Annotated in this window: 9 protein-coding genes and 1 riboswitch; of the genes, 4 read left to right on the top strand and 5 right to left on the bottom strand. The window is 57.5% G+C overall.

Annotated elements, in window-relative coordinates; all coding sequences use genetic code 11:
* Positions 1–624 precede the first annotated feature (624 nt).
* Positions 625–737: riboswitch (SAM-I-IV-variant riboswitch) on the bottom strand.
* 421 nt (positions 738–1,158) lie between these two features.
* Together GGQ97_RS07935 and GGQ97_RS14720 are read right to left on the bottom strand one after the other, a co-directional pair.
* Complete coding sequence (locus GGQ97_RS07935; protein WP_168068551.1) at positions 1,159–1,665, bottom strand: Ros/MucR family transcriptional regulator; 507 nt, start codon at positions 1,663–1,665, stop codon at positions 1,159–1,161.
* A gap of 89 nt (positions 1,666–1,754) precedes the next feature.
* Complete coding sequence (locus tag GGQ97_RS14720) at positions 1,755–2,483, bottom strand: thermonuclease family protein (protein ID WP_425338733.1); 729 nt, start codon at positions 2,481–2,483, stop codon at positions 1,755–1,757.
* Positions 2,484–2,899: 416 nt separating this feature from the next.
* On the opposite strand from GGQ97_RS14720, the gene GGQ97_RS07925 reads away from it, so the two are divergent.
* The 4 genes from GGQ97_RS07925 (at position 2,900) to GGQ97_RS07910 (ending at position 14,733) form a co-directional block, all read left to right on the top strand.
* Positions 2,900–3,520, top strand: coding sequence for a GIY-YIG nuclease family protein (locus GGQ97_RS07925; RefSeq protein WP_168068547.1), 621 nt, complete (start codon positions 2,900–2,902; stop codon positions 3,518–3,520).
* A gap of 715 nt (positions 3,521–4,235) precedes the next feature.
* Entirely contained in the window at positions 4,236–11,351 is a 7,116-nt protein-coding gene (locus GGQ97_RS07920; protein WP_168068546.1) for a sacsin N-terminal ATP-binding-like domain-containing protein, read from the top strand.
* Positions 11,344–14,010 carry a DEAD/DEAH box helicase gene (locus tag GGQ97_RS07915; RefSeq protein ID WP_168068544.1) on the top strand — a complete coding sequence of 889 codons (2,667 nt, stop codon included), beginning with the start codon at positions 11,344–11,346 and terminating at the stop codon, positions 14,008–14,010. The genes GGQ97_RS07920 and GGQ97_RS07915 overlap by 8 nt, the downstream gene beginning before the upstream one ends.
* A gap of 255 nt (positions 14,011–14,265) precedes the next feature.
* Positions 14,266–14,733 carry a hypothetical protein gene (locus GGQ97_RS07910; RefSeq protein WP_342448484.1) on the top strand — a complete coding sequence of 156 codons (468 nt, stop codon included), beginning with the start codon at positions 14,266–14,268 and terminating at the stop codon, positions 14,731–14,733.
* 27 nt (positions 14,734–14,760) lie between these two features.
* Here GGQ97_RS07910 and GGQ97_RS14655 read toward each other — a convergent pair whose 3' ends face one another.
* The 3 genes from GGQ97_RS14655 to GGQ97_RS14650 all read right to left on the bottom strand — a co-directional run bounded on the left by GGQ97_RS14655 (position 14,761) and on the right by GGQ97_RS14650 (position 26,863).
* Positions 14,761–22,374 (bottom strand): UvrD-helicase domain-containing protein, encoded by a 7,614-nt coding sequence (locus GGQ97_RS14655; protein ID WP_168068540.1) that lies wholly within the window; start codon positions 22,372–22,374, stop codon positions 14,761–14,763.
* A gap of 227 nt (positions 22,375–22,601) precedes the next feature.
* Positions 22,602–23,921, bottom strand: coding sequence for a 5-methylcytosine restriction system specificity protein McrC (locus GGQ97_RS07900; RefSeq protein ID WP_168068538.1), 1,320 nt, complete (start codon positions 23,919–23,921; stop codon positions 22,602–22,604).
* Entirely contained in the window at positions 23,918–26,863 is a 2,946-nt protein-coding gene (locus GGQ97_RS14650; protein ID WP_342448483.1) for an AAA family ATPase, read from the bottom strand. Before GGQ97_RS14650 ends, GGQ97_RS07900 begins: the two co-directional genes overlap by 4 nt.
* Positions 26,864–26,971 lie beyond the last annotated feature (108 nt).

Genomic DNA, 26,971 nt, shown 5'->3' with positions numbered 1-26,971 from the left:
GGACCGTGGACAACCGCTCGGCATGAACAGCTTGCGCCTTGGCGTTGAGCACACTCACAAACACAGACGCTTCTCAGTAGCGCAACGAATGTGCCCGATAATCGCAGAGGCTTCTTGACCTTCCGATGCCATGGCGTTCGCCAACTCGCTAACAACTCTCGCGAGAACTCTCCCCCACGCGCCGGGATTGGCCCAGTGAAGATCACCGCTCAACGCCCCCGTTTGGGTCTTAGAGGCCCAAGCCGCCAAAACCTCTTTGGCGTGAACATCGGAGTCCCATTCACTTCGCGACGCTACCTGGATGTCTCGATCTTTTCGAAGGTCTAGCGGGTTCAAGCGCCAAGCGTCCAAGATGCGAGTTGTCACAGCGTCTCTGTCGGCGTGATGCTCTTGGTACCTGTCCGCGAGGGCATTCACAATTTTCGCCAAGCTCGAGGCCCACCAATCCAGATCGGCGTTGGTCGAATCAAATGCGATTGAGACACGGTTGTCGCTCAGCCGCCAAACACTCAGGAATTTAGAGCACCCATCATGCCAGTTTGTTGCAGGCGGTATAGCCGCACTCGGGTACTTGGGATGAAACAAAGGCAGGCTCAGCCTAGGATCAATAGTCGTGCTCACAGTCGAAACTCGCATAGTTGCCCTCTCGGCCGCATCCCCTCATCTGAGGGAGACCACCTTGCCCGAGTTGCTGGCAGGTTGGTGAGAGCGGGATGCTCTTTCTCGGAATGCAAGTGCAGATTGGAACGCTCGGCCGCTTTGGTCAATGGGCACTCACAACATGCGATCTTCAGTCCGTGATCGCCAAGGAGAGCAAGCGTCCGCTTACGGCGTGCTCGGGTACGCGCGAGAGCAGTGGTTATAGGCCCGAGTCCAACGTCGGGTCCGCATGAATGAGCTTCCGCTTCAGCCTTTTCGCATCCCGAAGCGGTCGTTTCGCTTTCCACCAATTTCCGCAGCGATCGGTGCGGCACTAACGGTCTCGACTGCTTGTCCGCCGACTTGGTTCTGACCGATTAGCTCACCTGTAGTTCGTTTGTCCTGCGAGGCCGCTCGGAGGCCCTCAGAGCGCGAGGGCGGACCTGGCGAGAGCAAGGAGTTCGAAAGGTCGCCGTCGCGCCACTACCATGGCGCAACCGACAGCACGACCTGAGCGGCCTAGGTCTCCTGTGTCGTTCCCGGCTTCTTACGACGACCGGGCGATGCTTTGCCGTTTGAAGTTCCAGCGGAAGCCGCCTTCTTCGCACCCTTGCGACCCAATCCGATCTTCTTCGCCATTTCTCGACGCGTCTCGGCGTAAGCCGGTGCGACCATCGGGTAGTCATTCTTGAGACCATAGCGTTCCCTGTACTGCTCAGGCGTCATGCCGTGGCGGGACAGGTGCCTGCGAAGAGTCTTGTACGGCTTGCCATCGATCAGCGAAATTATGTGATCGGGAGAGGACAAAGACTTCCGAACACTGACAGCCGGCTCGTGCTTCGGAGCCGCCTCAGCTTCTGGCTGTTCAACGGGCGCTCCACCGAGGCTCACAACCGCTTCGTGCATTGAGCGGAGGAAGGCTGGGATATCTTCTGCCTGAGCCCTAGTGTTTGGATTAGAAAGCCAAGCAATGGTGAGCTCGGTTGCAAGTTCGACGGGAGTGCTGCTGATATCGTTCTGTTCCAAGTTAGTCTCCAATCGTATTCAGATCATTCTCTCACTGCCATGAGGCGCGGGAAGACTTAAAGCAACAAGCCTGTGGTTGGTACAGGTGCTCACCTTCGCACGATAGCTCGCCTGTAACCGGCCGCCTGAGCTTCCGCTTCAGTGCAGAAGATGTCCTCTGCGCGGGTCTGATCGTAGTACGGCATACCAGGTACGTGGTAGATCCACTGACCTCTACGATTGCGGTTACCCTTTATGTTGCAGGTCTTTCTCCCGCGCCGTGCTTCAGCCGGCTGCGTTTTTGATCTCGTGTTGGTTCTTGCGGCAAGTGGTCGTGAAGGAGGCGTCGGCTGCTCGGCTGCTCTAAATGCTTGCGGCATCTGGAACTCACCAGACCACAAGCCGCGCCGGTTCAATTTTGCGCTCTCTTCCGCCGACACGTAGTCAGATGAGTAGCGTCGGAATGCAACTGCAAGACCTGACGAAACCATTGTGCGATTAACGTCCACTTGGCCAACGGTGCACGTAGCTAGAGTTCGCCCGTACTGATCTTCGCCAGAGGACACGCAGCGCACTTCCCGGCCGGTTACCAGAGTAGCCAATTTCTCGGCTGCGTCTGTTCCGCACTGCCAATTGGTGCCAGCGCGTTTGCAGACCTGATTGAACTCAGGTGCATCGACACCGAACAGGCGCACCTCACGCGAGCCGACTATAAGTGAGTCTCCGTCCTTTGCTCTTGCTGTGCCATAGAAGACATCGCCCGGTGCAGCGAGAGCAGTGCTTGAGGCGCAAGCCGCGGCCCCGGCGATGGCAGCAAACAGAATGCAACTCGTTCTCATGGTGGCTCTCAAACTTTTCGTACCCCAAAGTTGACTCGACTGGCTTTCGGCATGGTGGGGCTGCATCCATTACAGTTTGGCGCGGGCAGAAGCCGCAGAACATCCGGTCCCCTGTGCGCCAGGCATCGCGCGACACCACGGCCAAGAGCCGTGGTCACGCCTGTGATGGGTTCTTCCGCAAAGTCCAAGCCGTAAGAGATGCTTGAGCATGGAAACAGCTCCCTTTGAGGTTCCGAACACGGCTGAGCTTTGTTACGGTGGACGGACTGCGGCAATTGCTGCCGCATGACCGCGTACTGAATTCCGATCTCGCCGTCTAAGCTGCCTGAAAAGGCTCAAATGTTAACTTGTTAGCTACCGCCCATTGCCACAGCAGATGGTTGGAGCTTAGTTCCTTGCCCGAGCGGGAGAGCAGCATGCAAGTTTACCAGATCACCACGACCTGCGCGAATTGCAGGTCGGAAAACAGGGTGATCATTGCAGACGAAAATGCGAGCGCCAGTTGCCAAGCTTGTGGATCGCAGCTTCTGAAAGCCAAACGCTTTGCGGGTGTGATCTACGTGATGTCAAACCCTAAGGTACAGGGTGTTAAGGTTGGCATGACATCACGCAACGTCTTTGCACGAGCCAAGCAAATCAGCGGAACAGGTGTGCCTGGCGACTTTTCGGTCCTTGCAGCTTTTCCCTCTAACAACCCGAACAAAGACGAGCGGAAGGTTCACGAGAAGCTCAGCCGCAAACGGATCGGCAAGGAACATTTCGACCTTGATCCAGTGACAGCAATCGTTCGCATTAGGACCATACTGAGTAAGGAGTGGGTGTTTCTAGACCGGAAGCATGAGCGGCCTGTCTTGGAACGCCTAACGGAGCAGAAGGAAAATGCTCAGCGCCGATTTGCCGGCGGACAAAGTGGAGCACCACAGATGGACATGTTCGATGCAGTCGGACCAAATCCCTGCCAACCCGAAGCCCCTTCCGCCCAGGAGAACGCCGCTGAACTCCGACCCAAGAGCTTCTTAGCCAACCTTTTCAGCTGAAAAATCAATACCGCTGCCCACCAGAAGATTGGCAACTTTTTGCTACGTGCGATGTCAGCTTTTCAGCCTGAATGTGGCGAAGGTCGAGGCCAGGCGTAAGCTATCTGAGTCATCGAGCGTCTGCTTACGGGTGTGCGTGACCTTGTCCGCGATGAAGCCGAACTAAGCGCAGTGAGGCCATTCGGGAATTCTTGCGCAGAACAGCAGCGGAGAGGAGTCGTCAGCCATTTCTTGTCGAACTCCCCATCCCGACATATGCGTTCCAACATCGCGTAACGCTTGCTCCTGGTCGCCGGCGACGCCACGTTCCTAATCAGCAAAGCGACGCTACGACGTGACTGGCGGAGGACTTCGCCAACTTGGTCGATGAGTTAGGATGGCCAGCCATAGGCGTTAGCTCGCCGCTCTGCACAGGGGCTTGCCGAAGCCGGCTCAGAAATACGCGGTGCTACATCAACGATCCTTGTTTCCTCCTCCACAGAAGGGATCCAATCAATATGCAGTGAGGCCCTTGCCTCACGAGCAGCTTCTTATGTGGGCTCGGACCTTTGGTTCGCAGTCGAGTACCTAATGGGCAAAACGAGAGCCGTAACGACTGCAGTCTGGCGGACTATGGCGTCGCCCTTTACGCTCCGATTGCGTGGCCCACCGTAGTGCGGTCACGACTGTTTTTGTCACGGGCGTATGCGACCCCGGTCGAGAGAGGAATCGAAGTTTGACCGCTTATCGCACTACCCCAGTGAGCATCGTTGAGGATCTGCAGAATCTGCTGCGCGATCGCTATAAGTCCGGCTTCCCCGTCCTGAAGGAACTGCTGCAGAACGCTGACGACGCGGGCGCGCAACGCCTTCTCGTCTGCGCTCATGCGGGCTTTCAGAATGCTTCGAACCCGCTGCTGCGGGCTCCATCACTTATCATTGCGAACGATGGCCTTGTTACAGCGGACCACTTCGCTGCGATGGAGAAGGCCAGCGGCGGAAGCAAAGGGGGTGACGCCGCCGCTGTTGGCCGCTTTGGTCTTGGTCAAAAGGCCGTGTTCCATTTGTGTGATGCGTTCGTCGCGCTCGCTTGGATCGACAGCACCCCCGCTTTCAAGGTGATGAATCCATGGGAGGAGATTTCAGAGGCGGCAGGCACTTCCGATGCATGGAAGCACCTACAGGCATCTGACCAGAAGCAGCTTGTTTCATGGGCCGCAGACAATGGCCTGAACGGGCGCGGGATGTTGCTGGTCGTCCCGTTGCGGACGAGTACTCTCTGCCCCGCCGATGGACTCTGGCTGACCCCACAGAAGTGGACGCCAGAGCATGCCCTCGCCGATATGATTAGTGGTGAGGAGTTGGCGCCAGCCCTCTGTTGCCTACGCACAATTGCCATAATCGAGTTTGTCAGTCTCGAAGGCGTCAAAAGGCTGGTTACCATCGCCTCGGGCGCATCGCGCCTCTCCGGACCAGATGAAAGCGGGCCAGCACGTAAGCTCCATGGATCATGGACAGATAGCGCGAGCCAAGGAGTTCGGTTCTTTGGACAGGAGACCTGGTGCCCCGGCGGCGTTGCCTTCAGGGAAAAGGCGGCGGAAGACTGGCCATTTAGTCACAACTATCGGCAGCAGCGAGTTGCGGCGAAGGCTGAGCCGCATGGAGCAGTCATAATCTGCCGATCCCCGGCCGTTGGCACAGCAGGACAGCTTCGTCTGCGCTCGACCGTCTACCTGCCTGTAGCCACGATCGCTGAAGCGCCTATCGCCGCAGCCGCTGGAAACGTCGACATACTCCTCCACGGCTACTTTTTCGTCTCAACTTCCAGAACGCAAATTCTGACAACATCCGAGGCAGGGGCTGAGGGGCGCTGGAATACGGCTCTGGAGGCTGAGGCTACACTACCGCAGGTTCTACCAGCCCTTGCAGACGTGTTACCCACTTTCGGAAGTGATGATGAACGGGAAACCGTCCTCAAGGCTTTGGCAGGAACATCTTGGTGGGCTCAGAAACGCTCTGCTGTTTGTAGGTCCGACGCCCTTTCTTATGTTTGGAACGGGGTTGGTGGCGCTGGTTGGAGGATCGTCCCGGCTGCAGCCATCCGGCCTCTCCCGATACGCTCGACTACGCCCTGGAAGCTTTTATCGGCAGTGTTTCCGGGCATCAGTGACTGGTGCGCTGAGCGGCAGACTTTCCTTGCTGCAGGCCCAATATTGGCTGCTGAAGATTGCAGCTGGACTGATGAGGAGCTTGCTTCACTCGTAAGTCTTGCGGGTGAAAACGCCTTCACGCATGCGCGCACTGCGGAGACAATCAGTTCAATTCTTAGCAGCGTTGAAGTTGGACCACTTACGCGGGACGCAATAGCGCTGGCACTTCGAACTGCCCTGTTGGGATCGAGCAGGTTAGCGCCAGCGACCGCGGCCCGAAAATTACTACCGTTCCTCACAAAGCACAGCATTCTGCCGCTTCCAGCATCGGTAACCAACCGGCCGCTCATCGCAGCACTCGCAGCAACTGGCGAAATCTTGCCCATTCCAGCCGACTGGGAGGCGCCTTCACCAGATTCAAAGTTCTCTTCGGAGCTCGCGGTAAATCTACTCTCAGCAGCCGCGAAGTTCGTGGGTGACAAAGTCGCCGCCGATCAGGCTGCCGCCTTGATCACTGCCATACTTCGCCTGGCTCCCCCTCTCCGGGAGCTGGCAATGCATCCAACAGGTGCGAAATTGGCCATTGTGCCGGTTACACGGGTTCTTGACCGCCGAGACTTGGTACTCTCCCTCGAGGAAGCCGAACAGATCGGTGCACAAGGCTTCCTATTCGATGGTTCGCCTAATCGCGGGAAAGATCTGCTCGCATCCGCAGTACTGGAGCCGCCGACCTATAGACTTCGCTGGCAGTCAGGTGGCGACGCAGTTGGTGCTAGCAGCTCCCACATTAGTAATTTGCTGAAACCTCTTCGAGCTGCCCGAGAGTACGGCCTACCAGAGGCTCGCGGCGAACTGGCAAACTTCCTGAGAGATGAAGCAGACTTGTCAGACCTCCGCCGACTGTGTGCGGGAGATGCCGACCTGCCCTCCACTGCTTTCCTAGTTGCGCTTGATCGAGGCTCCTCCGCTCTTGATGACCTACTGACTTCGTTGCTGACACAGCGGAGCGCCGTCACGCGCGCGCTTCCTCTTGACCTGTTGGAACGGCTCACGAGGTCGTTGAAGGACAAGATCGGTATCGAATCGGTCGATGTTCAAACATTGGGCCAGTGGCTGATTGAGGCGAGGAAAGACCATCGTCTACCGGAGATCTCTCAGTCGACCGCGATTGCGCTTCTGACCAGCGGAATCAAAGACGATGTGCTGAGCCAACTTCCTGTTCATAGAACAACGACAGGGGCGCGTGTTTCAGTAGCGGATGGATTGCGCCGAGCACCAAAAGGTACAGTGCCAGAAAGCTTGGTAGCGCATGCGCTCTTACTAGACCCATGGAATGATCCACAGACTCTTTCAATTGAACAGAGGTTGGTTCCTACGTGGTCCGAAATCGATCAGATCAATGTGGCGTTGGCCACTGACACCCCGCACATTCATTTTGATGCACTGGTGGCAAGCATCGCAGAAGCTGACCTCACACCGGACATTGTTTCTGCTCTGGGTACAGCTCGGTGGATCCCATTTTCGACACGCGCAGTTTCTCCAGGCGAGGTGCTCGACCTTCATGAAGAAGTAGATCAGACGCTTTCAGCGTTCCTTGGCGATAAACTAGAATTTCCAACGATCTCGCGACTGCCGCAAAAACTTCAGAGTGTCTTAGCGAAGCTGAGGGATGCAGCCTTGTTTCCAAGCACAGCTGTCTCGCTGCAGCTTGCTTCTGAGCTCGCGAAGGAGGCGGGTGCGGTTGGAGTTGGTCCAATCGCAGCCTCGATCAGTCATTGGCGGACCCTTGCTCTGGCCAAGCAGGGTGTGCCCTGTTCAGGCTGGCCGTTCCTTGCAGCGGCGCTGCGCACGACTGAGGATGACGCAGCTTCAATCGAGCTAGCGAACAAGCTTCTTGCTCCCGCTAAGGAACAAGTCGGCGATCTACTACAAGCATTGGCAGAGCTTTCAGGATCATACGAGGCAGCCCGCGCGATCCATCTCTCGATATTCGAACGCCATGGTGTGACTCTGAAGGTCGGCGAATTCGTTTCCCCTGACCTGCTTCTCCCTTCTGTCGAGGGCACGTTTGCACGGGCCGACTCACTTGCGCTCACCGCCACGGGTGTGGCCAGCGGATCCCTATTGAACAGCACGTACAAGCGCATCCTTTACGGTGACGAACACCTACCGCTTGCCACGTTAGGGGAGCTTCACGCACCCGCGCGAGGCCAGTCCAGCCTGTCTGAAGTTCTTGAGCCTCTACGCGGCTACTGCCCCGAGGAGGCCGTTCTCTTCTTATTGGCAATGCTTGGGTGTGACGGGGCCGTTGCGAAGGTTGCTGAGGCGTGGCCTGCGCAGCGCACTTTCGAGGCCATTAGAGATGATTTGATCAGCCTTGAGTCGCTCTTAGATCGGAACCCCGGAGAGATTGCCGACCGCCTGGCTGAGCTACGCTTTGAGATAGTAGTGAATCATGACGCGCAAGCTGAGGTGCTATCGGTCGCCGGGGCCTCGATCCGGGTCCCACTTGATGAACTTCCACGGAGCTGGCTCATCGACTGCCACGCGCTGGAAAAGGACCGTGCCTGCCCACAGCGGGTCATGCATCCGTTCAGACTGTCACTGGTCCCCTTAAGCATCAATGACGAGAGCGAGGTCCGGCCTCTCCTCGAACAATTCGTTAGGAAGCTTGCCCCAGCGCTCATGCTGCCATTCGTAGTTCACGGCGACACACTTGTTGAACAGCTCGGCTCCTACTTCCGCCATGATCAGACTACCCTTGAGCAAACATGCGAAGATCTACGGCGGGTGCTTGATTTTGCTTTACAGGGACTAAAGAAGAGTGAGGCGACCCGAACGGCGCTTAGAGCTTTTCAAGATACCAAGCGAAAGGACTTAGACCGAGCACAGCGGGACCTCTGGGCCTTCCTAGAGTCAGAAGTCGGATCCCAAGAGGTTCTTCGCTCAGTTCGCCAAAAAATTGAAGAACTTGGCTACACTGATGGGCGGGTTCTGTTTGAATTGTTTCAAAATGCGGATGATGCCCTGCGTTACTGGCGAGGTGCAGGCTCGGCAGGGCGCTTTCACGCAGAGCTAGAGCGCGATGAAAACGGCCGTATCTCAACTCTCCGAGTGGTGCATTGGGGACGGCCAATAAATCATCCCGGGCATCCGCCAGAGGAAGGCTTACGGCGAGAACATGACCGCGACCTGTCAAATATGCTCGCGATCGGGCATTCCGCAAAGGAAGGGGACGGTCAGACTGGACGTTTCGGTCTTGGCTTCAAAACGGTCCACATGCTGAGCGACTCTCCTCGGCTTGCAAGCGGCTCCATCTCGGCCTGCATCCGGGGCGGCATGATACCTGTGGAGTGGAAGGAAGGCCGCACTCTGGCTTCTCGCCATGGTGCACGTGGCGAAAAGCCTACTCTCATTGAGCTGCCTATTGCCGCGCACTGCGCAGAATCTGCGGAAAAGGCCTGGCAAGAATTTCAGGCAACGGCGCCTTGGCTAGTCGCTGTGGCTCCCCGCATCCACCGGATCGAAATCGGGGAAAACGAAACGCACGAATGCACCTCTCGCTTGCTTGCACCAGGGATCGAAATGATCACTCTTGCGGGTCCCGCAGGACGGAACGCACTGCGTATTGAACTCTGCGATTTCCGCCTTTTCCTCGGGGTAGGTCGAGCCGGACCGGAGCCTATTCGCGAAGTCCGCCAGTTCTGGCATCTCGTTCCGCTCGATGGTCAAGACCGACATGGCGACTGGGTCATGGACGGTCCTTTTCCGGTTGATCCAGGGCGCTCGCACTTCGCTGGAGCAGTCGAAGGCCACGATGAACTGTTCAGCAATCTCGGGGTGGTGTTGGGTGAGCGGCTTGTCGAGCTGTTCGACACTGTCGAGGCAAACTGGTTGGATTTCGCTGCTGCCGAAAAGCTGGATGAAGACTCTCGTTTGCCGTTCTGGCGCAAGTTGATCGAAGTCTTCGCTCGTGATGTTCAATCGGGTGGCGCCGAGCGGCATTTGCACAAGGATGGCGGAGGTGTCGGCTGCCTGCTGCTGGCGCGCCCCTTGGTACCAGTCCTCGATGGCACGAATGTTTGTGCCGGTGAAGTACGGTGGCGCTTAACGGGGGCCCTCGCCTCGCAGGATCTCTTCGCGGTTATCTCTGAGTGGCCTGCATTCCTGGCAGTTGCTCCGAAGATGGTGAACGAAGAGACAGCACGCTTACTTGAACTGCTCGGCCTGAGCCGGCCACTACCCTTCAAGCTTATCGACCTGCTCCAACTTATGTTGCGCGACGGCCCCGTCACCCCAGAGATTGCGAGTTTACTAGGGTCAGCTCTCCATTCGGAGAGCCTGCAACGGATTGAGTTCAACGAGCAGCAGGAGCTTCGTAGTGCCTTGCGAGAAACCTCTTTTGTCGCTCAGGACGATACGCTTCAGCCCATCCGAGCTCTTGGCTTTTTAAACGGTGACCCTGCTGAAGCGCTTCGGGCGGCGTTCGCCCCGCCCTCAGGACAGCTTTCCGGGCTCTACACTGGCCCCGCACTCGAGTTAGCCAAGCTTGCACGCGAACAGGCCGGCGGTAGAGATGATATCTTGCGCCGCTGGGTGGCTACCGCAGGCTCTGATAAGAAGCGCACTCGGGCCTTCTTGACCTACTTGGCAACCGTTGACGCGCTCTCGATACGTAGGCTGGCAGACGCAGCGAAAGCCTGGATGCCGCAGGGGGAAGCACTCCTGACATGGGAAGAGCTGGATGACATCCCTGGACGTGAATCGATCCTTGCCGCTCTAGGTGCTTGGCAAGGTCCTTCCTTACCTCCGCCCAGCGATAACCCCTATTTCAGCACTGTAGATGCTGCCGCAGCGCTCGAACGAATTGCAGAGTGGTGGAATCAAGAAAGGAACGAGCTTTCACTCGCGTATGATCGGTCGACTTACCCTGAAGGCTTCAACTTTTCGGAGCTCGCTGAAGAAAATGATGAGGCCTGGTTCACGATGCTGGCTTTGGCCACCTTCCAGACCATCGGACGAGTGGGGCGTGCACAGTCACGTAGCTTCGTAGAGAAAGCCACTCGCGATGGCTGGTGGCGCGACCTTTCCTCTGTGCAGCAAACAGAAGACCTTACGCCTTTTATTGATCGGCTTCGGGAATGGAGTGACCCGTGGCAAGATCCGAGCTTTGCACCCTGGCGCCGGTGTCTTGTCGACCTCTGCACGGTGAGCCGCTACCTTTCGGAATACCGGCGGCTGTTCCTGACACTTCCGCGCGCACTTGCGAAGGAAGGCGACATCAGTCTGGGGACACTTCTTACACCTCACCGGTCGGCCGTTGCAGCGAAGATGGGTATTGTGGCAGCGCCCATCGCGCCTTCGCTAGGCATTGGAGCTAATTGGCTGGTCCGTGAGCTCTCCCGCAAGGGCATCTATGATGAGGCGCAGGCCACGCGTGCGCTGCCTTACGGTTGGAGTACGGCCCGTCGCGTGCGCACTCTTTTTCGGAGGCTTGACCTTGGTATGTCAGAGCACGGGGTCGATGCAGGGCGCGCGCTCCACGAGAGGGTCGCGGACCTGATCGGCGATGATCCCGCACGCTTCGGCGGAGACGGCGATCTACCGCTGCATTTGATCACGACAAGCGATCATCGGGAGATCCGGGAGGAGATACTCCTAGACGCCGGTGCGGCTTACGAGATTGACCTAAGCGATGACTGATACCTTGCTACCTGACACACCAGTTTCTCACCCGGAGCATGGTCAGGGACGAGTGGTCGTGGACACCGGTCCGACGGTGATTGTTCGCTTTGCGAGCTCCATCGAGTCGGTTCTTCGTGAGCTACTGACGGTTACCCCGTCGCTATCGCACGCGCTCTCCAACGGCTTGCTCGACGACAGCACTGGCACGCTGCTGCGAGCCCAGGCGCTCGCAATCCGCTCGGTGAACGATCAGTGGGGGGTGTTTTCGCGCTCCAGGGTGCAGCTGCTGCCTCACCAGCTTTGGGTCTGCCATCGCGTTAATCGGAGTTGGCCGTTCCGGTGGCTCGTGGCTGATGATGTGGGCCTGGGTAAGACGATCGAGGCAGGCTTGGTTCTCATGCCTCTAATTGCTAGTGGCCGCGTCCGCCGACTTCTGGTTCTCGCTCCGGCAAAGCTTGTGCCGCAGTGGCAGAAACGCTTGCGCGAGATGTTTGACATAAGGCTGCAGCCCTACGCTCGCGCAGTCGATACCCCTCAAATGAACTTCTGGGACACGGCCAACATGGTTGTGGCATCAATTCACACGCTGCGGGGCGAGGTGACGGACAGTTCACGGCCAAGCGCCTTCCTCGAGGCCGATCCGTGGGATGCTGTGGTTGTTGATGAAGCCCACCACCTAAACGCTGACGAACGCATGGGCGAAACGCTGTCATTTCAGCTCCTCCGTGCGATGGAGGAGAGGCGCAAGATTAGCTCGCTTCTCCTTTTCACCGGCACCCCACACCGCGGCAAAGATTTCGGGTTTTTATCTCTCCTAAGCTTGCTTCGCCCGGATGAGTTTAGGCCAGACGGAGACCTTGAGCCGCAGCTAGCGAAACTGCCCGAAGTCATGATCCGAAACAACAAGGCAACTGCGACTGACCTTCGAGGAAATCTTCTTTTCACTCCTGTGACCGTGGAAAGCCGCGAGTACAGTTTCAGTGAAGACGAGCGCACCTTTTACGATACTCTCAGTCATTTTATCGTTGATGGCCGCGCTTACGCCTCGAGCTTAGATGGTCGCGCGCAGACTGCCAGGATGCTCGTGCTGGTGACGCTTCAGAAGCTGGCTGCTAGTTCCATTGCAGCCATTCGCAGTGCCCTGCTCAAACGGCGCGAAAAGCTGGCAGCAACGGCCGGTGAAGCTCGTGCGCTAGCAACCCGTTCTGATGAAGAAGAGACATTAGACGACCAGGCCGCTCGTGATGAGCGGACGCCCTTCGAAGTGCTAGCGGAACTGATGGAAGGTGAGGTGGAGCGCCTGGATGAGCTAATTGCACTCGCATCGCCGATCACGCAGGAAGAGAAAATCCGCCGACTGGTGCATCTGATCGATGGTGATCTTCCGCCGAACGAGCCAGTCCTTCTCTTCACCGAGTATAAGGCAACACAGGCGCTCGTCGTTGATGCACTTCATGCGCGTTTCGGTCACGGTGCCTGCGCCTTTATCAATGGTGATGAGCGCCTCGACAAAATTCGACACGAAGACGGGACAGTCGGAGCCAAGACGTGGCCGCGAGAGGCCGCCGCCGAAGCTTTCAACAAAGGCGACGTTCGTTTCCTGGTCTCAACGGAAGCGGCCGGCGAAGGCATCGATCTGCAGGAGCGGTGCGCCACTCTGGTCCATGTAGATATGCCGTGGAATCCAATGCGACTTCACCAGCGCGTTGGTCGGCTTTCGCGCTACGGACAAACACGCCCGGTTCAGGTCTTCATCCTCCGCAACCCAGCTACGGTGGAAGCTCGGATCTGGGATCTGCTCAACGCCAAGCTTGAACGTATCCAGCAGGCACTGAGCCGGGTGATGGAAGAGCGCGAAGACATTGGCCAACTAGTGGTCGGCATGACTGGCGCGAGCTTCTTCGAACAGCTCTTCGCTGACGGTCAGACCCGGGATGCCGATGGGCTAACAGGCTGGTTTGATCGCAAAACCGCAACCATTGGCGGTGAAGATGTCGTCGATCGTGTCAAGGCTATGCTTGGCAATGTCGCACGGTTCGATTTTGCGCAGGTAGGAAGGAATTTACCTAAGGTCGATCTTCCAGATTTGGAACGCTTCTTCAGCCTCATGCTCGAGAGAAGCGGACGGCGAGTAATGAAGCGCGAGGATGGATTGGAGGTAAAAACGCCCTCTGATTGGACGGAAGCCGATTACGCTTTGCAGGATCGGTACAGTGGTCTCATCTTCGACCGGTCTGCCAATCTCGGACGACTTGGAGCCACTCGTCTGGTCGGAGTTGGACACCGCCTGTTCGACACCGCACTCTCACACGGCGAGAAGAGCGAAGGCGTTCTTGCACGTGTGGCTCGGCTGTCGGAGCCACTGCTCGTAGTCTCCGTCGAGGACGAGGTAACTGGTCAGGGAAGCTCAGTGAATCGCCTGGTTGCAGGAGCGACACGGCGAGATGGTCAGGTCCTCGTCCTGCGAGATTGGGAGCTTCTTCAGGAGCTTAATGGACTGGGCCGCAGCGATGCACCCACAGCCAACTCTAAAATCCGCATCGACTTGCCTGCTTTGGAGGCAGAACTCGCAGCCGCCATAGACGGGCAACTCCCCTCTCTTGCTGAAATGATGACTCGGCCCCGCATACGCACGGAGATCCTCTTTTTGCCGGAGGAAGCTCCCGCCGCTGCCTGACTTGAGTCGCTTCCCGGCGGTTTCCAGAGGCCCTATCGTGCTTCCATGCCGCAAAATCATCCACCCTCCAGTCCGCTTCACCCTCTCAGTCTTAAGGAGAAGCAGCGTAAGCTGCGGGACGGCTTCCCTAAACCGCTGACGCTTCGCGTCCACCGGGCTCTGAGTTGGTTGATCAGAGCAGAGAAGGAGACGGAGGATGCTGACGTCCGTTTCATTTTGTCTTGGATAGGATTCAACGCCGCATATGCAGGAGATGTGAGCCAAGCTTCCGACAGTGAGAGAGAAAATTTCCGCGCGTTCTTCTCAACCTTGATCGGGTTCGACAGCAAGCACCGCATCTACGACATGGTTTGGGAGCGCTTCTCTCAGGAGATCCGGCTGCTGCTCGACAATCAGTACGTATTCGCGCCGTTTTGGCAGCATCACAACGGCGTCGCGGGGTACACCGATTGGATGGATAGGCTTGACCGCAGTCGCGGAGCTATTCGGCGTGCGCTTGCCGCACATGACACCGCTACCATCCTGTCGATTCTGTTTGATCGTCTCTACGTCCTCAGGAACCAACTTGTGCATGGCGGAGCGACTTGGAACAGCGAGGTAAACCGTGCGCAAGTACGTGATGGAGGTGCGCTTCTTGGCTGCTTGCTACCCATCTTCGTCGACTTGATGATGGACAATCCTGATCACGAATGGCCGATGCCACATTATCCCGTCGTCGAATGATCCCTACTCTTGCGAGTTTGAGCGAACTCAGCGCAGCCTCCCGGACACTAGCACGGCATATGCCCATCTCCGTTGCTCATGACCTGCACTGGCCGCCTCTGCCGTCAGTTCCTCCGGATAGAAGCGAATAACGGCGCTAACCTTCAAGTCCGCGTCTGGACTTCCGAAACCACTGCTTTTCGCGAGATAGCCAATTTGGCGAGTCCGCCCATTGGGGTCCCGATGGAAGAGGCCCTTCCCTGCTCCAGCTCCGCGCCCTCCAATAAGGACTGGATCGCCGACCCGAACTTCCCTCTCGATGTACGCCTGGCAATCTGCAGGATCCGGGTTGAAGTAATTACTCTGTCCGGCCCAACCCAAGCTTACCTCTTCTGGAGACCCTTCAAGCACGAGCCCTTGTCGCTGCTCAGCGCTGAACGCCCGTGGTGGCCGCTGCCCCCAGGAGAGCTCCCTCTCTCCCACGAAGTACCACAAGCCTTGTTTCGCTCTCGTCATACCGACGTAGAGCAGCCGTGCTTCCTCAGCTGCATCGCCAACGATGTCCTTAGCTGCCGCCGATCTGCCTCTAGTGCCAAACGGGATACGGGAGGGCAGAATTACAACGTTATCGAACTCCAACCCTTTCACTTTATGGATGGTCGAAATGACCGCATTCGAGCCTGCGGTGCCGCGCACTCCCGAGAGGCGTAGGAGCTCATCGGTACGCAGGTCCTCGGTGAACCGAATGAGACTGGAGACATGCGGATACGCCTTCTCCTGGATGCAAAGCTCCCACAAAGACGTGATGCTATCAACGGATTCGTCACGATCACGAACCTCAGGAATATCTACTTCTTGTTTGAACCTACTAAGAAGCTGCTTTTGGAGGTTCTCGGAAAGCGCCCGGTCGCTCTCGTCGAGTGTTGACCGTAAGAAGTCGAGCCAAAGAGCTTGATGACGAAGGTCTGCAGTGCGCAGATCGGCCGCTCCCTGAACCGTGAGGTCAGGCATGCGTGACTGCAAGAGCTGGTGTGCGTGTGCAACCTCAGCATTGGAGCGACAAAGAATTGCTAGATTCCCCCCGTGCCGTTCACTCAGCTTTTGCCAGATAGTCGGCACCTCTCTCACAGCGTCTTCGAATATTCGCCCTTTCCAATCGAGGCGTTCGCCCCTGCTTTCGAAAGATGCTCCGGACTGCGCAGCAAGCAGCGATGTTTTCAGCCGCCGTGAGCGTTCGTTATTGGAGAAGAAGGCGGAGATCACTTTCTGACTGCGAGCTACAATATCCTTGGACGAACGAAAGTTTACAGCCAACACCAGTTGCTTCAGCTCGGACCCTCCGAAGTCGTCTACAAACCGGTCAAAATAGCTCTCTGAAAACTCACCAGACTCGCGCTGCCAGCGCAGGATGTCTTGATCGTCATCACCGATCACCATCACGCCTGCACGAGCTTCACTTCCGAGATGGAGGTTTTTTAGGACAGTGTAGATGTCTTCTGTGACGTCCTGGTATTCATCGACCAATATGCAGCGAACGTCACCGGCAACCTTGCGACGAAAGTTTTGGTCGTCCTTCATGCGAGCGGCAAATCTGGACAGAACATCCTTCAGATCTCGCCTTCGGTCCGTCTCGCCCGCCTCAGCGAGGTGACGCATCGCGAAGGAGTGGATCGTCGAGACACGCAGCCTTGATGCATAAGATGCGTAGCCCAGCGACTTGAAGAGTTCGCGGACTCTGCGCCTGATCTCAAAAACGACGGCGCGATTAAAAGCGAGTACAACAATCTGTGAGGGATGGATGTGCTGTTCGCGGATGAGGTGCACGATCCGCCCAACCAGTACAAAGGTTTTGCCAGCGCCTGGGCCCGCATTGACGAGCAGGTGCTGGTCATAGGGGTGGCGAACGGCCTCCCACTGTGATGGCTCCTCGGAATTCTGGAATTTTTCGAATAATTCTACGACCCGAGTTGCACGCAGCTGCTCCTGCATCTGTTCTATGATGGTGGATCCTTGCCCGTCGTCGACAATCTCGATTTCGCCAATCTGAGTCTCAAGGAATTGCCTCAACTGCTTGGCATTCGACTGAGCAAAATATCCAGCGATGAATGCTTCCTGTGCGTCCACTTTAAGGTTCGCGAAAACTTCCATTGCTAAGCTGCGAACTTCCCCCAGTTCATTGACCTCGGCTAGTTCGGTCCAGACATCCGCTTGCTTGGAATTGTCGCCCTCTTCCGAGCTTAGTACGACCACGTGCGAGACCTGCATCAGGTCGATCGACATGCTGATCAGCTTCAGTGCGGAAAGGAGGCCCGCTGTTCGCTTGAGATCCAGTTCGCTGAATCTTCTATTCAGGCTGACTTCGCGCATCTTATTGACTAGGCTTGACAGATCTATGCGGTCCTCAGGCGCCTTGTTGAGGACTGACAACAGCGCCTGCGCGCTCTTAAGCAATGCCTTTTGTCGTGCGGATGCGTCGCGGCATTTCGATCTGGCGAGCATGGCTTCCCAGCGGACCGTTTCATCCTCATTGATCACTTGTCGAAGCTTTAGGCCGCTCGCCCGAAGCAAGCTCCTAAGGCCGTTTATATACGCGCTTGAAAAGAGCTCCTGCTGGCGACCATTGGACGAAGCGCGGCGCCCCGAAACATCCGCATCAACCGAGGGTTTCGCGACCTCCGCAAGCGCTCCTTCCTCGACTAACTGCAAGGGATCGAACTGAAGCGTTCCGTCTGCGGCCAATCGTCGAATAACTTCGGCTGCGGCAGATCCCACAAGTTCGAACAAGGTGGTGATGCTCTCATCCGGGTTCGAAGCAAGCTTTCGCTTGCTGAACTCGATCTGCCGGTTCAGCCTGATGCCGCCGCGCTTGTCCAAGTCCGCCAGGCAAGCAAGCACGTCGTCGTTCGACTTCATCGTCTTGCTATGCAAGCGGATCTGCGAAAGATTGAGCACCGCCTCCACGAAGGTTGAGGTCTGAGAATTGTTTCTCGAACCATCCTGCCTCTTCGATGAGCCAGTAAACGCGAAGCCAACCTTGTCGGCTAAGTTCTGAAGTATTCGCTTCAGCCAGCCTTTTTGATCCGCGGCTTCGAATTTAAGCGCATCTCCGACTCCTTCCAAATGGAGCAAAATGCTCGCAAGCTCACCCACTGGGCCTTGCTCCCTCTCTAGAGATGCCAGAACATCTGGCCGCAGAGAGACTGTGAGAGCGTCGGGAAGAGAGCTGCAGAGCTTGAGCTCTCCAGCCCGCTCAAGCCAATAGAGCGCCATGCGCGTTCGTGTCTTGGCCGCACGCAACTGAACGTCGTTTTCTACTTTGTTGTAGCCGTGCTCCGGCACGATCGCGACCAGCTGGCCTTCGCTCTCGACAGCGCGACCGCGAATGTGCGTGAACAGGCTTTCCACAGCCGGGCGGCTGAGGGCGTTCGCAGCCCGGAGATCACGTATGCGGGCGAAGTCTTGATTTGAGTACGGTAGCAGCGCGGACAGGGTCTTCAGACCTGCCTTCTTCCGTTCGGTCGCACCGCGACCGATGCGGCCGACCTCCTGCAGATAGTCTTCGAGCGTTCCAGATGGAGAGAAATGGACTGCCCAGTGGATGTCGGGAATATGCATTCCCATGCCAAACGCCTTCGTCGCGACAAGTACATCCAGTTCTTCTTGACGAAAGTCGGAATAGACCTCTTCTCGCGTCGCAGAGTCGAGGCCGGCATGGTAGAAAGCTACTCGGGCACCCGTGTCCTCCGAGAGCCGCTCCGCAAGACGCTGTGCGAGTGACCGGCTTTGCACGAATACGATACCGGCGCTTCGCTGCTTCGTTCTTTCCTGATTGCTGCTCGCACTCCTGATTGCCGCCGAGATCACCGGTACACGCGAGTCCAACGCGGCTTCCGATTCGTCACCACCAGCGCTTTCTGCACAGCGCTTGGGCTGGATCTCGATGTGCGACCGTATTGGATTTGCGAAAGAGTCAGGTCTTGCCAGCAGTTTCAGAGTCGGATGGCCGCTCTCTGCATTGCTCTCCAAGAACGCGCTTAATCTCTCCTTGTCAGCAGCTGTGATAGTTGCTGACATTAGCAGGAACGGAGTTGGGCTGGCTCCCGGCCACTCTCGACACTTGCGTAGAAGCAGTTGCGTGGCGTGGAAGTAGTCGGGGCGGAACTCATAGCCCCACTGATTGACGCAGTGTGCCTCGTCGATGACGACGTACTCTAGGCCTGCGTCCGCTTCCATGCGCTTTTCCAGCACCGCCAGAAAGATCGGGCTGCGCAATCGTTCGGGTGAAACGTAGAGCAGCACAATGCGATGATCGAGCACACCCTGCATGACCTCGGCGGCTTCATGCGGCGTGAGGTCGCCGCTGATGTAGTCGGCGGAGACGCCAAACCCTCGCTGGCGCAGGCCTTCAAGCTGATCGCGCATCAAGGCTTTGAGCGGCGATATGACCAGGGTGAGTCGCCGATTGCGAAGACCTCGACACAGTGCCGGAACCTGGAACAATACCGACTTTCCCTCGCCAGTTGGTAGCGACACCAAGACATGGCTTGAGCGGTCACAAATCGCCTCCATGGGAGGACGCTGACTTGCCTTGAAGCCGGGCGAAGGCTGGCCTGATTTCGTGCTGTCCGGCTGCCAATGCTGGATTAGGAAGCGTTCCATCGAGCTGAAGTCAGAAGGCGCCTCTTCGCGTTCCAACTTGAAGGACGCCAGCGCAATGTCGAGAGCAGCTACTTCGGCGGCCGCTAGCGGAGCTTCGCTGAGAGCCAGATGGCCGATTTTCCCACGAAGCCTGTGAGCAGACTGGCTTAAGCGAGAATCGATTAAAACAGGATGCAACTCATCCGGGCTAATTCCGATTGAGGTCAGCCAAGTCGGCAAGCGGCCAAATAGAAGCGCTGGCAGCTCTTCCAGAATTGAAGCAAATGAAACGGACAGTGGCAGTTCAGCATCTGCTCTTGAGTCCACGGCAGGATCGATCGCATCACCCGGCAGCTCGGTCGGGGTTCGCACGCGCTCGGCTTGCTGAAGCGCGTACCATTCTTCGATCGGCAACGCTTCCAAGACCGGCTGCAACGGCACTGACAGGCTCTGCGCAAGGGACCGCCACTTCGGCCAGTTGGCGAGTAGATCCACTACCGCAAAACCTTGCTTGCATGCGCGCCGTAGATGTTCTCGCTTACTGCGGTGAGTAGGACGAACTTCGCCCAAGCCGATTTCGCAGAGACCTGTTTCTAGCGACCTCACGAGCTCCAAGCTCTTTGAGCTTTCAACTAGAAGGACAGGAGTTTTTCCAGGATTAGCCGCCGCCACCTCTCGTAATGTTCGCAGGACCTCCTTCCAATACGATGCTTGATCGTAGCTATGTGGATAGAGAACGTGGTTACGCCGTGTCGCGAGCACCGCATCCAAGCTTCGAGATTCAATCTGCGGTGGGGATGTACGATGCTGCCGAACACCAATGGACCAGGTGGCAAACGATACCGTTCCCCCGTGCGGCTCCAGAATATGGGCGGCGCGGTCTGGAACAATCCAGTGCGTCGCCTCGCCCGCGATCGCGACCATTTGCAGAGATGTTGCGGACCAGTCCCTGCTGGTGTTCTCTGGAGCCTCTAGTCGAGTGGGCCTGCACTCCCGGAGAAGAATAGCCGATTGTGACTCTTGCAGCTGATATTGAGTGATGTCGGCGGTACGCCACCATTCCAAATCTGATGGCAAAGGCGCTATGCGGAAGCCCCCCTCATTTGGTAGCGACACACACGAGCGATCCAAGGCTTGGGACAGGGCTTCGTCACCATCCGTCAACCAGAGCGGAATCATGTTTCGGCGGATCGAGATCCTCTGTTTAGCTGCGAAGCGGGCAACTGCCAGGACCGCCATCCCGGCTGGACTGGGTGTGCCGCAAACTCCCAGCTGTTCCTCGAGCTTATCGGAGTCGATCCGGCAGAATCCGAGTGGCAGCCCAGCGGCTGGATCCACCGAGACAACTGACACATCCGGCACCCAGTCGTATTCGCGGATACGCTCTTGTGAAACGAGCATGATCCGAGATCGATCGCCCGCCGAAGCCATGGCCGCCGGCTCTTCACGGGAGTAATGAACCGCCCCATCTAAGTGGCTCGCCATTTTCTCGATCAGGCGCGCCCCATCACTCGGTGGAGCGAGCAAGATCCTGAGCGCGAACTCAGGAGGGAATTGCGCAAGCTGGCGCCTAAACATCTCGAGCGCCGCAAGTGCGTCACCGTCCGCCTTATGACTACCGTCTAGCGCGTGAGATGCAGCCTGCGGCTTCAGCAGAAACTCAGTCAGCAAGGTGTCCCAAATGGGCGTTTCTTGCTGAGACCCCGTCAGCCGCTTGATAATTGGCCAGTCCCAGGCTGTCAGGTTGTGCCCGACAGTGAGAGACGCTGCTGCGGACCTACTCAGAACTTGGGTTAGCGCGTCCGAGAGGGTGCATGCGCTACCCTCAGTGAACAGCATGGTTGTGCTTCCCCCCTGAGCACAACCTACTTCCCAAACGCGCTCACCGTCTGTCTCTAGGTCGATGGACAAAGCGGTGGATGAAAGTATCGCAAGAGAACGGGCTGAACTTGGCTTAAGGCTGAGGAGGGCTTCCGGAGTTTCCTGCCATCGTCGAAGGTGCCGCAACTGCGCCACACTCGAGAGACGCTCGAAGAAATCTACAGCAGCCTGCGGGCACCGCTCTGCCCAAGCATCCAGATTGGCAGTGTCAAGGAGCTTGTTTTCGGCCAACCTGTGGAGCCAGCCTGAGACGAAGGGATCGACCTCGCTAGCACCTTTGATTACGTGACAAGCGAGGTCTGCTTCAAAGGAACAGGTGCCGGTAAACCAGGCACTCCAATCTTCCGCACTGCGAGGGCTCTGACGACTAGCCAGATACCATTCCATCAGGCGGAAACGGAGCTTACGATCTGCTTCCGGAACCCATTCTGCTCTTGGCGACCCGAGCGCCAACAGCTGTGGCAGATCAAACGATGTTAGGTCGAAGACCCGACACAAGTCTGCAGGAGCAAGTTGGGCCGAGAACTTATAGCGCGTTTTCGCCGCCTGGGCCCAGAACCTCTCGCATGTTAGCTCGGCCGCAGGCAGCGAAGGAACGCGAGCTTTCCAAACCTCTTCAAGGACGTGGTCAACGAGATCTGCGGGAGGGTTGTTGCCCCATTCCCGGCCGTACCAGTCCGCACGGAGCAGCTGCCACAGGCTATCCCATTCGAGTGCCTTCAGGGCGGCTCGACGCAGCTCGTCTAGCTCTGCCTGCGTCGTCGATTTGGCTGCGACCAATTGTGGGATCAACGGCACCGGTACCCAGCGTATGGCACGCTTGCGCAAAGTGTGGCGGGGGTCACTTCCAAGAATGAACAATACCCGCGTGCCGGGCGCGGGCAGCACACCCCGCTCTCGCCCGCGCAGAGCATGTCCGTTGACGTGGAAGAAGACCTCTTCGCCTCCCGGCTCACCTACGAGATATCCAAATCCCCGCCCCTCTTCAGTCCGCCGAATGGTGCCGATATGAGGGAGCTCACGGATTAACTCGGATGCACTCGCCCCAGCGCGTGGCTTCGTGGTTCTGCGAGCATTTCCTGCACTCGCAGGATTCGGTCTGCCGCCCCGGTTGAATCGATTTTCCTCGTGCGATCCGATCACCTCACTCTCTTGAGGCCGCGGCTGATCGTTACCCCGAGAGAACCTCAGATCCCTCAATTGCTCTTCCAGTGACCTCATGCGGCAGGTGTCCTGCACGGAGCCGGAGTCTCAGCAGCTGGATTACGCGACATGCTTTGCACGCTAGCTCACCTTGCCGAAAGAAACGTTAGGACCATGGTACTCGAGGCGGCTAAGCGGCGGTCGGCGAAATCATCAGCCGGATATCGCTAGCCAGGAGAGAGGCTCATCATCGCAGCGGCAAGCTGCTTAGTGACGTCACTGTGTGTCTGTGTGACATCAATCGTGCGTATCTGCATTCTCTCAAGGCCTCCCGACATCCCGAACACGCGCTGAGCGCCTTCCGAAATCGAAAGTCCAGAATGGTCGGGATACAGCAGCATAAGCTCGGCGCATTCATAGATACGGGCGTACGCCATCATCTGATAGACATCAGCCTGAGATATCCCGTGCTTACGGTCGAGGGGGTCTGGGGAGAGCTTCTTCCATTTGGTGTCAATGATGGCTTTGGTTCTGCCAGACGTATCTCTCAGAAGAATGTCTGGCCTTGTCTGAAATACAGTTCCGACACAGCTCTCGTCAGCATCCCAGCGTCCAAGGCAGTACCGAAGCCCCCCTTGCTCCACCACCTCTATGTCGGTGCCCGCCATTGCTCTCCGCAGCAACGCAGCGACGTAGGCTTCGAAGAGATCGTTCATAGGGAAAAGAAGCGCCAGGCCATCTGGCGAGCCCTCCCGATGACCTGTGCTCTGCCACTCTCTTCCAAGAAGAAGACGGGCCAAGCGGAGAAGAGTTTTCCACCGGTAGTTCGTGCGATCGATTGTCACAGCGCTCCAGGGCAGGCTGCGCACGGAGACTTCTGTAATCTCGGAAAGTAAGGAGCGCAGCTCGCTGAGTTTGCGCTGCGTCTCCAAGCGGGTGCAGTACCGAGAGAGCTCGCGAACACACGCAGCCATGATGCGCATCAGCGGCGTGTCAGACAGGAGCGCGTCAAACGAACAGGCAAGGCGTTCAGGGCGGACAGCGTGGATGGTGAACTGCCGGATCACATCGAGCCTCCCTCGCAGCGCCGGCAGGTCGTCTCGACAGGGCTCATACTGCCGTGGAAGGCTCCTTCGAACTTCAGCCAACAGGCCGTCGGCGAACTGTCGAATGAAGACGTCTAGGAGCGTCTCATTCTGACGAGCGTGGGGTGCAGCAGCTCCGGTGGAGGGCTCCAGCCCGAGCGCCACGTGCAGCATCTGCACCAGCCGACTGCGAACCGTCCGAATACTCTCCCCTGCTTCGTCAATCTGAGGATCCACCTTGGGCAGTATCTCAAGGGAGCAGCCGGGAGCAGCGAGCACCCCCACAACCTGCCCAGCCCGGAGGTAATGGTGGCCGTCGATCAGAATGTTCGTCGCTTCGTCGGACGCGCAGGGATGAGATCTCGCCGCCTTGAGAAGTGAGTTAGCCTGGGCACGACTAAAGCCCTGGCCCTCATTACCTACGGGAACGCGTCCCCATTCCCGAACGGTATGGTGGGTCACGCTAGGTCAGACACCTCTGCCGTGGCCTGCTCGTCGTTAGCCGGGACGGCTGCACCCAGAAGACGATCATAAGCATCTACCGCAAAGGCTGCCCGGACTCTCCAGCTCGTGAGCGGCTCACCCCCACTTTCCGTGGGATCCTGGATGAGATCGCAGGTTAGGAAAGCACCATCTTTCCCCTTCTTCTCACCCAGAACCGCAGCAAGACGATTCCAATCGTCAAAGAAGTACTCCTGCAGCAACGGGACTACCTTGTGGCGCATGACTTCATCCACATCAGCGCGATCCTTGCACCCGATGAAGAATGCGTGGCCAATGCGATGATCCCGGTCGACGAGATACTCGATACGCTTGTTCAGCGTGGTGAGGACTGCAGTGAGGGGCACTCCACTATCCACTTCGGCTGCCTTGAAGGCGGAAACGCTCGTATCCGGAGCCATTTCTTCGAAGCGGAAGCGCCGCCGGAGAGCGGTGTCGAGAAGCGCAATGGACCTGTCGGCAGTGTTCATGGTGCCAATCAGGTGCAGGTTCGACGGCACTCCGAATTCACGTTTCGAGTAAGGCAGCCTGACGGTCAGAGCATTAGCTTGGCCAAGACGCTTATCCGGTTCCAGCAGCGTGATCAGCTCACCAAAGACTTTCGAGATATTGGCTCGATTGATTTCGTCGATGATGAGGACATGCGGCAGGATCTCGCCAGCCTGATCGTCAGCCTCAACGCTGTTCACATACCGTTTGATCGCCGCCAGGTTCAGCCGGCTTTTGGGAAGTGGGTAGATGGTGTCCAGGCTGAAGCGCTTCTCTGCAATTTCGCTGACCGGGACCCCGTCTGGATCGTCCCAAAGCCACCGAACTTTGCGCCTGTGGCAGTAGCGGCCGTCTGGCCGGGGTGCATATTCGTACTCCCCTTCTACAATTCCGATCGCCCGAAAGGCGTTGAGCCCCTTCGAAGCGATCACAACGTCGCCAACCTTGAGCTGATTGCGGAAGCGGTCTGGTGACTTAACCACGCCCATCTGCGAGGTAATTGGCTCCTCTGAGAAGCGGGCCTGGAGCTCAGCAAAGATTGCCTCGCGATCGGCAAACTTCGGGTCGGACCAATCAACGTCTTTGAAGCCTAGGTAAGCGTAGCCCTCTTCCAAGGACTGATCGTATACCCAGTCCCACTGCGCCTGGTTCGACTGCCCTAGCGAGATCTTGAAGACGCTTCTTGTATCGAGCTGGAATTCGTCTGATCCAACAGCTACTCGCTTGCCGGCCCGCTCAGCGATCCGGCGGAAGATCCCATCTTCTGGTTGCAGCTGAAAACCGGCGGCAGTCCCGTTCTCGCTCTCCAAAGGCACGGGCCTAAGGCCCTCTACGAAATCTTCGTAGCTGAAGTTCTGGTGGAACGTGACGAACTCAATCTGACGATTTTCTACGAGTTCATAGTAGCGCTTCATAAGCGCTGCGCGGCCCGGTTCATCATCCGAATAGTTGACCGGCCCACCGCAGAGTTTGACGGCCTCCAGCGCAGTTCGGTACGTTTTCCCCGTGCCAGGCGGCCCATAGAGAATGAGGTTCGTCGGCTTCATCGAAAAGGTTCTCTCAACTGATTGTTCGTTGGCTGGCTGGATAGGGGGCGTAACCGGCTGCTCATAGTTGAGCGCGATCCATAGGAAGCCTTGCACATCGAAAAAGTCCCGGGGCCCCCACCCCCATCCATTGTTCATCACACCGAATACACGGTCGAACAAAGCCTTGAAACGGCTGTAATTTTCTTGGTCGAAATGCTCGCCCGGGAACAACGCCGGCTGCCCGAGCGCCTCTGCAGCTGCGTTAATCATCTTCTTCTTGATCGGCGCCGCTGCTTGGGGGTGAACCATGGAGGCGGCCGTAATCAGGATATTCAGTTGTTCACCGTACGTCAGAACTTTAGCGCCAGCATCTTTCAATTCCTGAAAGGACTTGAACGCTTCTTCTAGACTCTCTTCGATAGGGTGCTTGGAGCGCACAAGCCGACCGATGTATCTGTAGAAGTCAGAGAGGGCCCAAGGATACTTCTTCTTCAGATCGTCTTCGGTCTGCCAGCGCACCAATGGGCCGTCCTTGGCTGCCTCCTTCATGATGACGAACACCTGGCGGCCAAGCTCCTCATCGTCGAAAGCCTCCTGGAGTGCGCCCGTGACCTTGTCAGCGGCAGCAATCTTGTAAGCGCGCTCTCCATCCACGTAGGAACTCTGCGGTTCCGCGAAGCTCCGGAAGTCGGGGCAGTGCGATAAGAAACGCGCCCTCAAGAGCTTCAATCCGTTCTCGAAGGCTGCGTCCTGCGACTGGTAGGTGTCCAGAAGGGAGCGAAGGGCGTCGGCGTTCGGAATGGTGATCAAGCTCACTTCCCGCGCCTCAGTGCCACCATATCGCAGGCGTGGCGGAAGGTTCGAATTCCTCGGCGAGGTTGCTGTGTATCGGTTTGCCGTGGCGCCGTCTGGGAGAGGCGTCACAATTCCCTCTAGCCAAATCTGAGCCGATGACGCCTCGCTATCCAATCCCAACTGACGTCCGTCAGCGGCCTGATAGGACACGATCTTCTTTGTTCTGTTGATAGGCTCGCCATACCTCTCTTGGAGGACAGCATCCGCCCAGTACTCTGCTGGATCTAAGTCGAAGCGGAAGATCGTGGCAGAGCTTGCCTCCGCACCAATTCGCTGCGGCGGCGGTACTTCTGCGAGTTCCTGCATTTTCCTGCCCGCCAGAGCCTGACAGATGTTCGGCCAAGCCTCGTTCAACTGGAGGGCGCTGTTCACATCCCGAACTAGAACGTCAGTCGTGGCAGCAGAGGTCTCGCGTGCTGGCTCGATCACCTCTTCGAGAACATATCGGCGGATCTTATCGGCATCTTTGTGCTCTTGCCGCTCGCCACTGAGAAATCGACCGTACTGGTTGAGCCAGCGGCCCCAGTTCACAAGCCTTTTGTGGGGTGTCTCCGAACTAGGCATCAGGAGACGGAACTGCGTCCCGCCCGCTCTCGCATCCTCACGGATTGCGCGCAGCCTATCCCGGAGTTCTTGGAA

Source organism: Sphingomonas kaistensis (genome assembly GCF_011927725.1).
Classification (GTDB): domain Bacteria; phylum Pseudomonadota; class Alphaproteobacteria; order Sphingomonadales; family Sphingomonadaceae; genus Sphingomicrobium; species Sphingomicrobium kaistense.
Note: the sequence above shows the minus strand (reverse complement) of the source record. Positions and strands in the feature narration are given on the sequence as shown.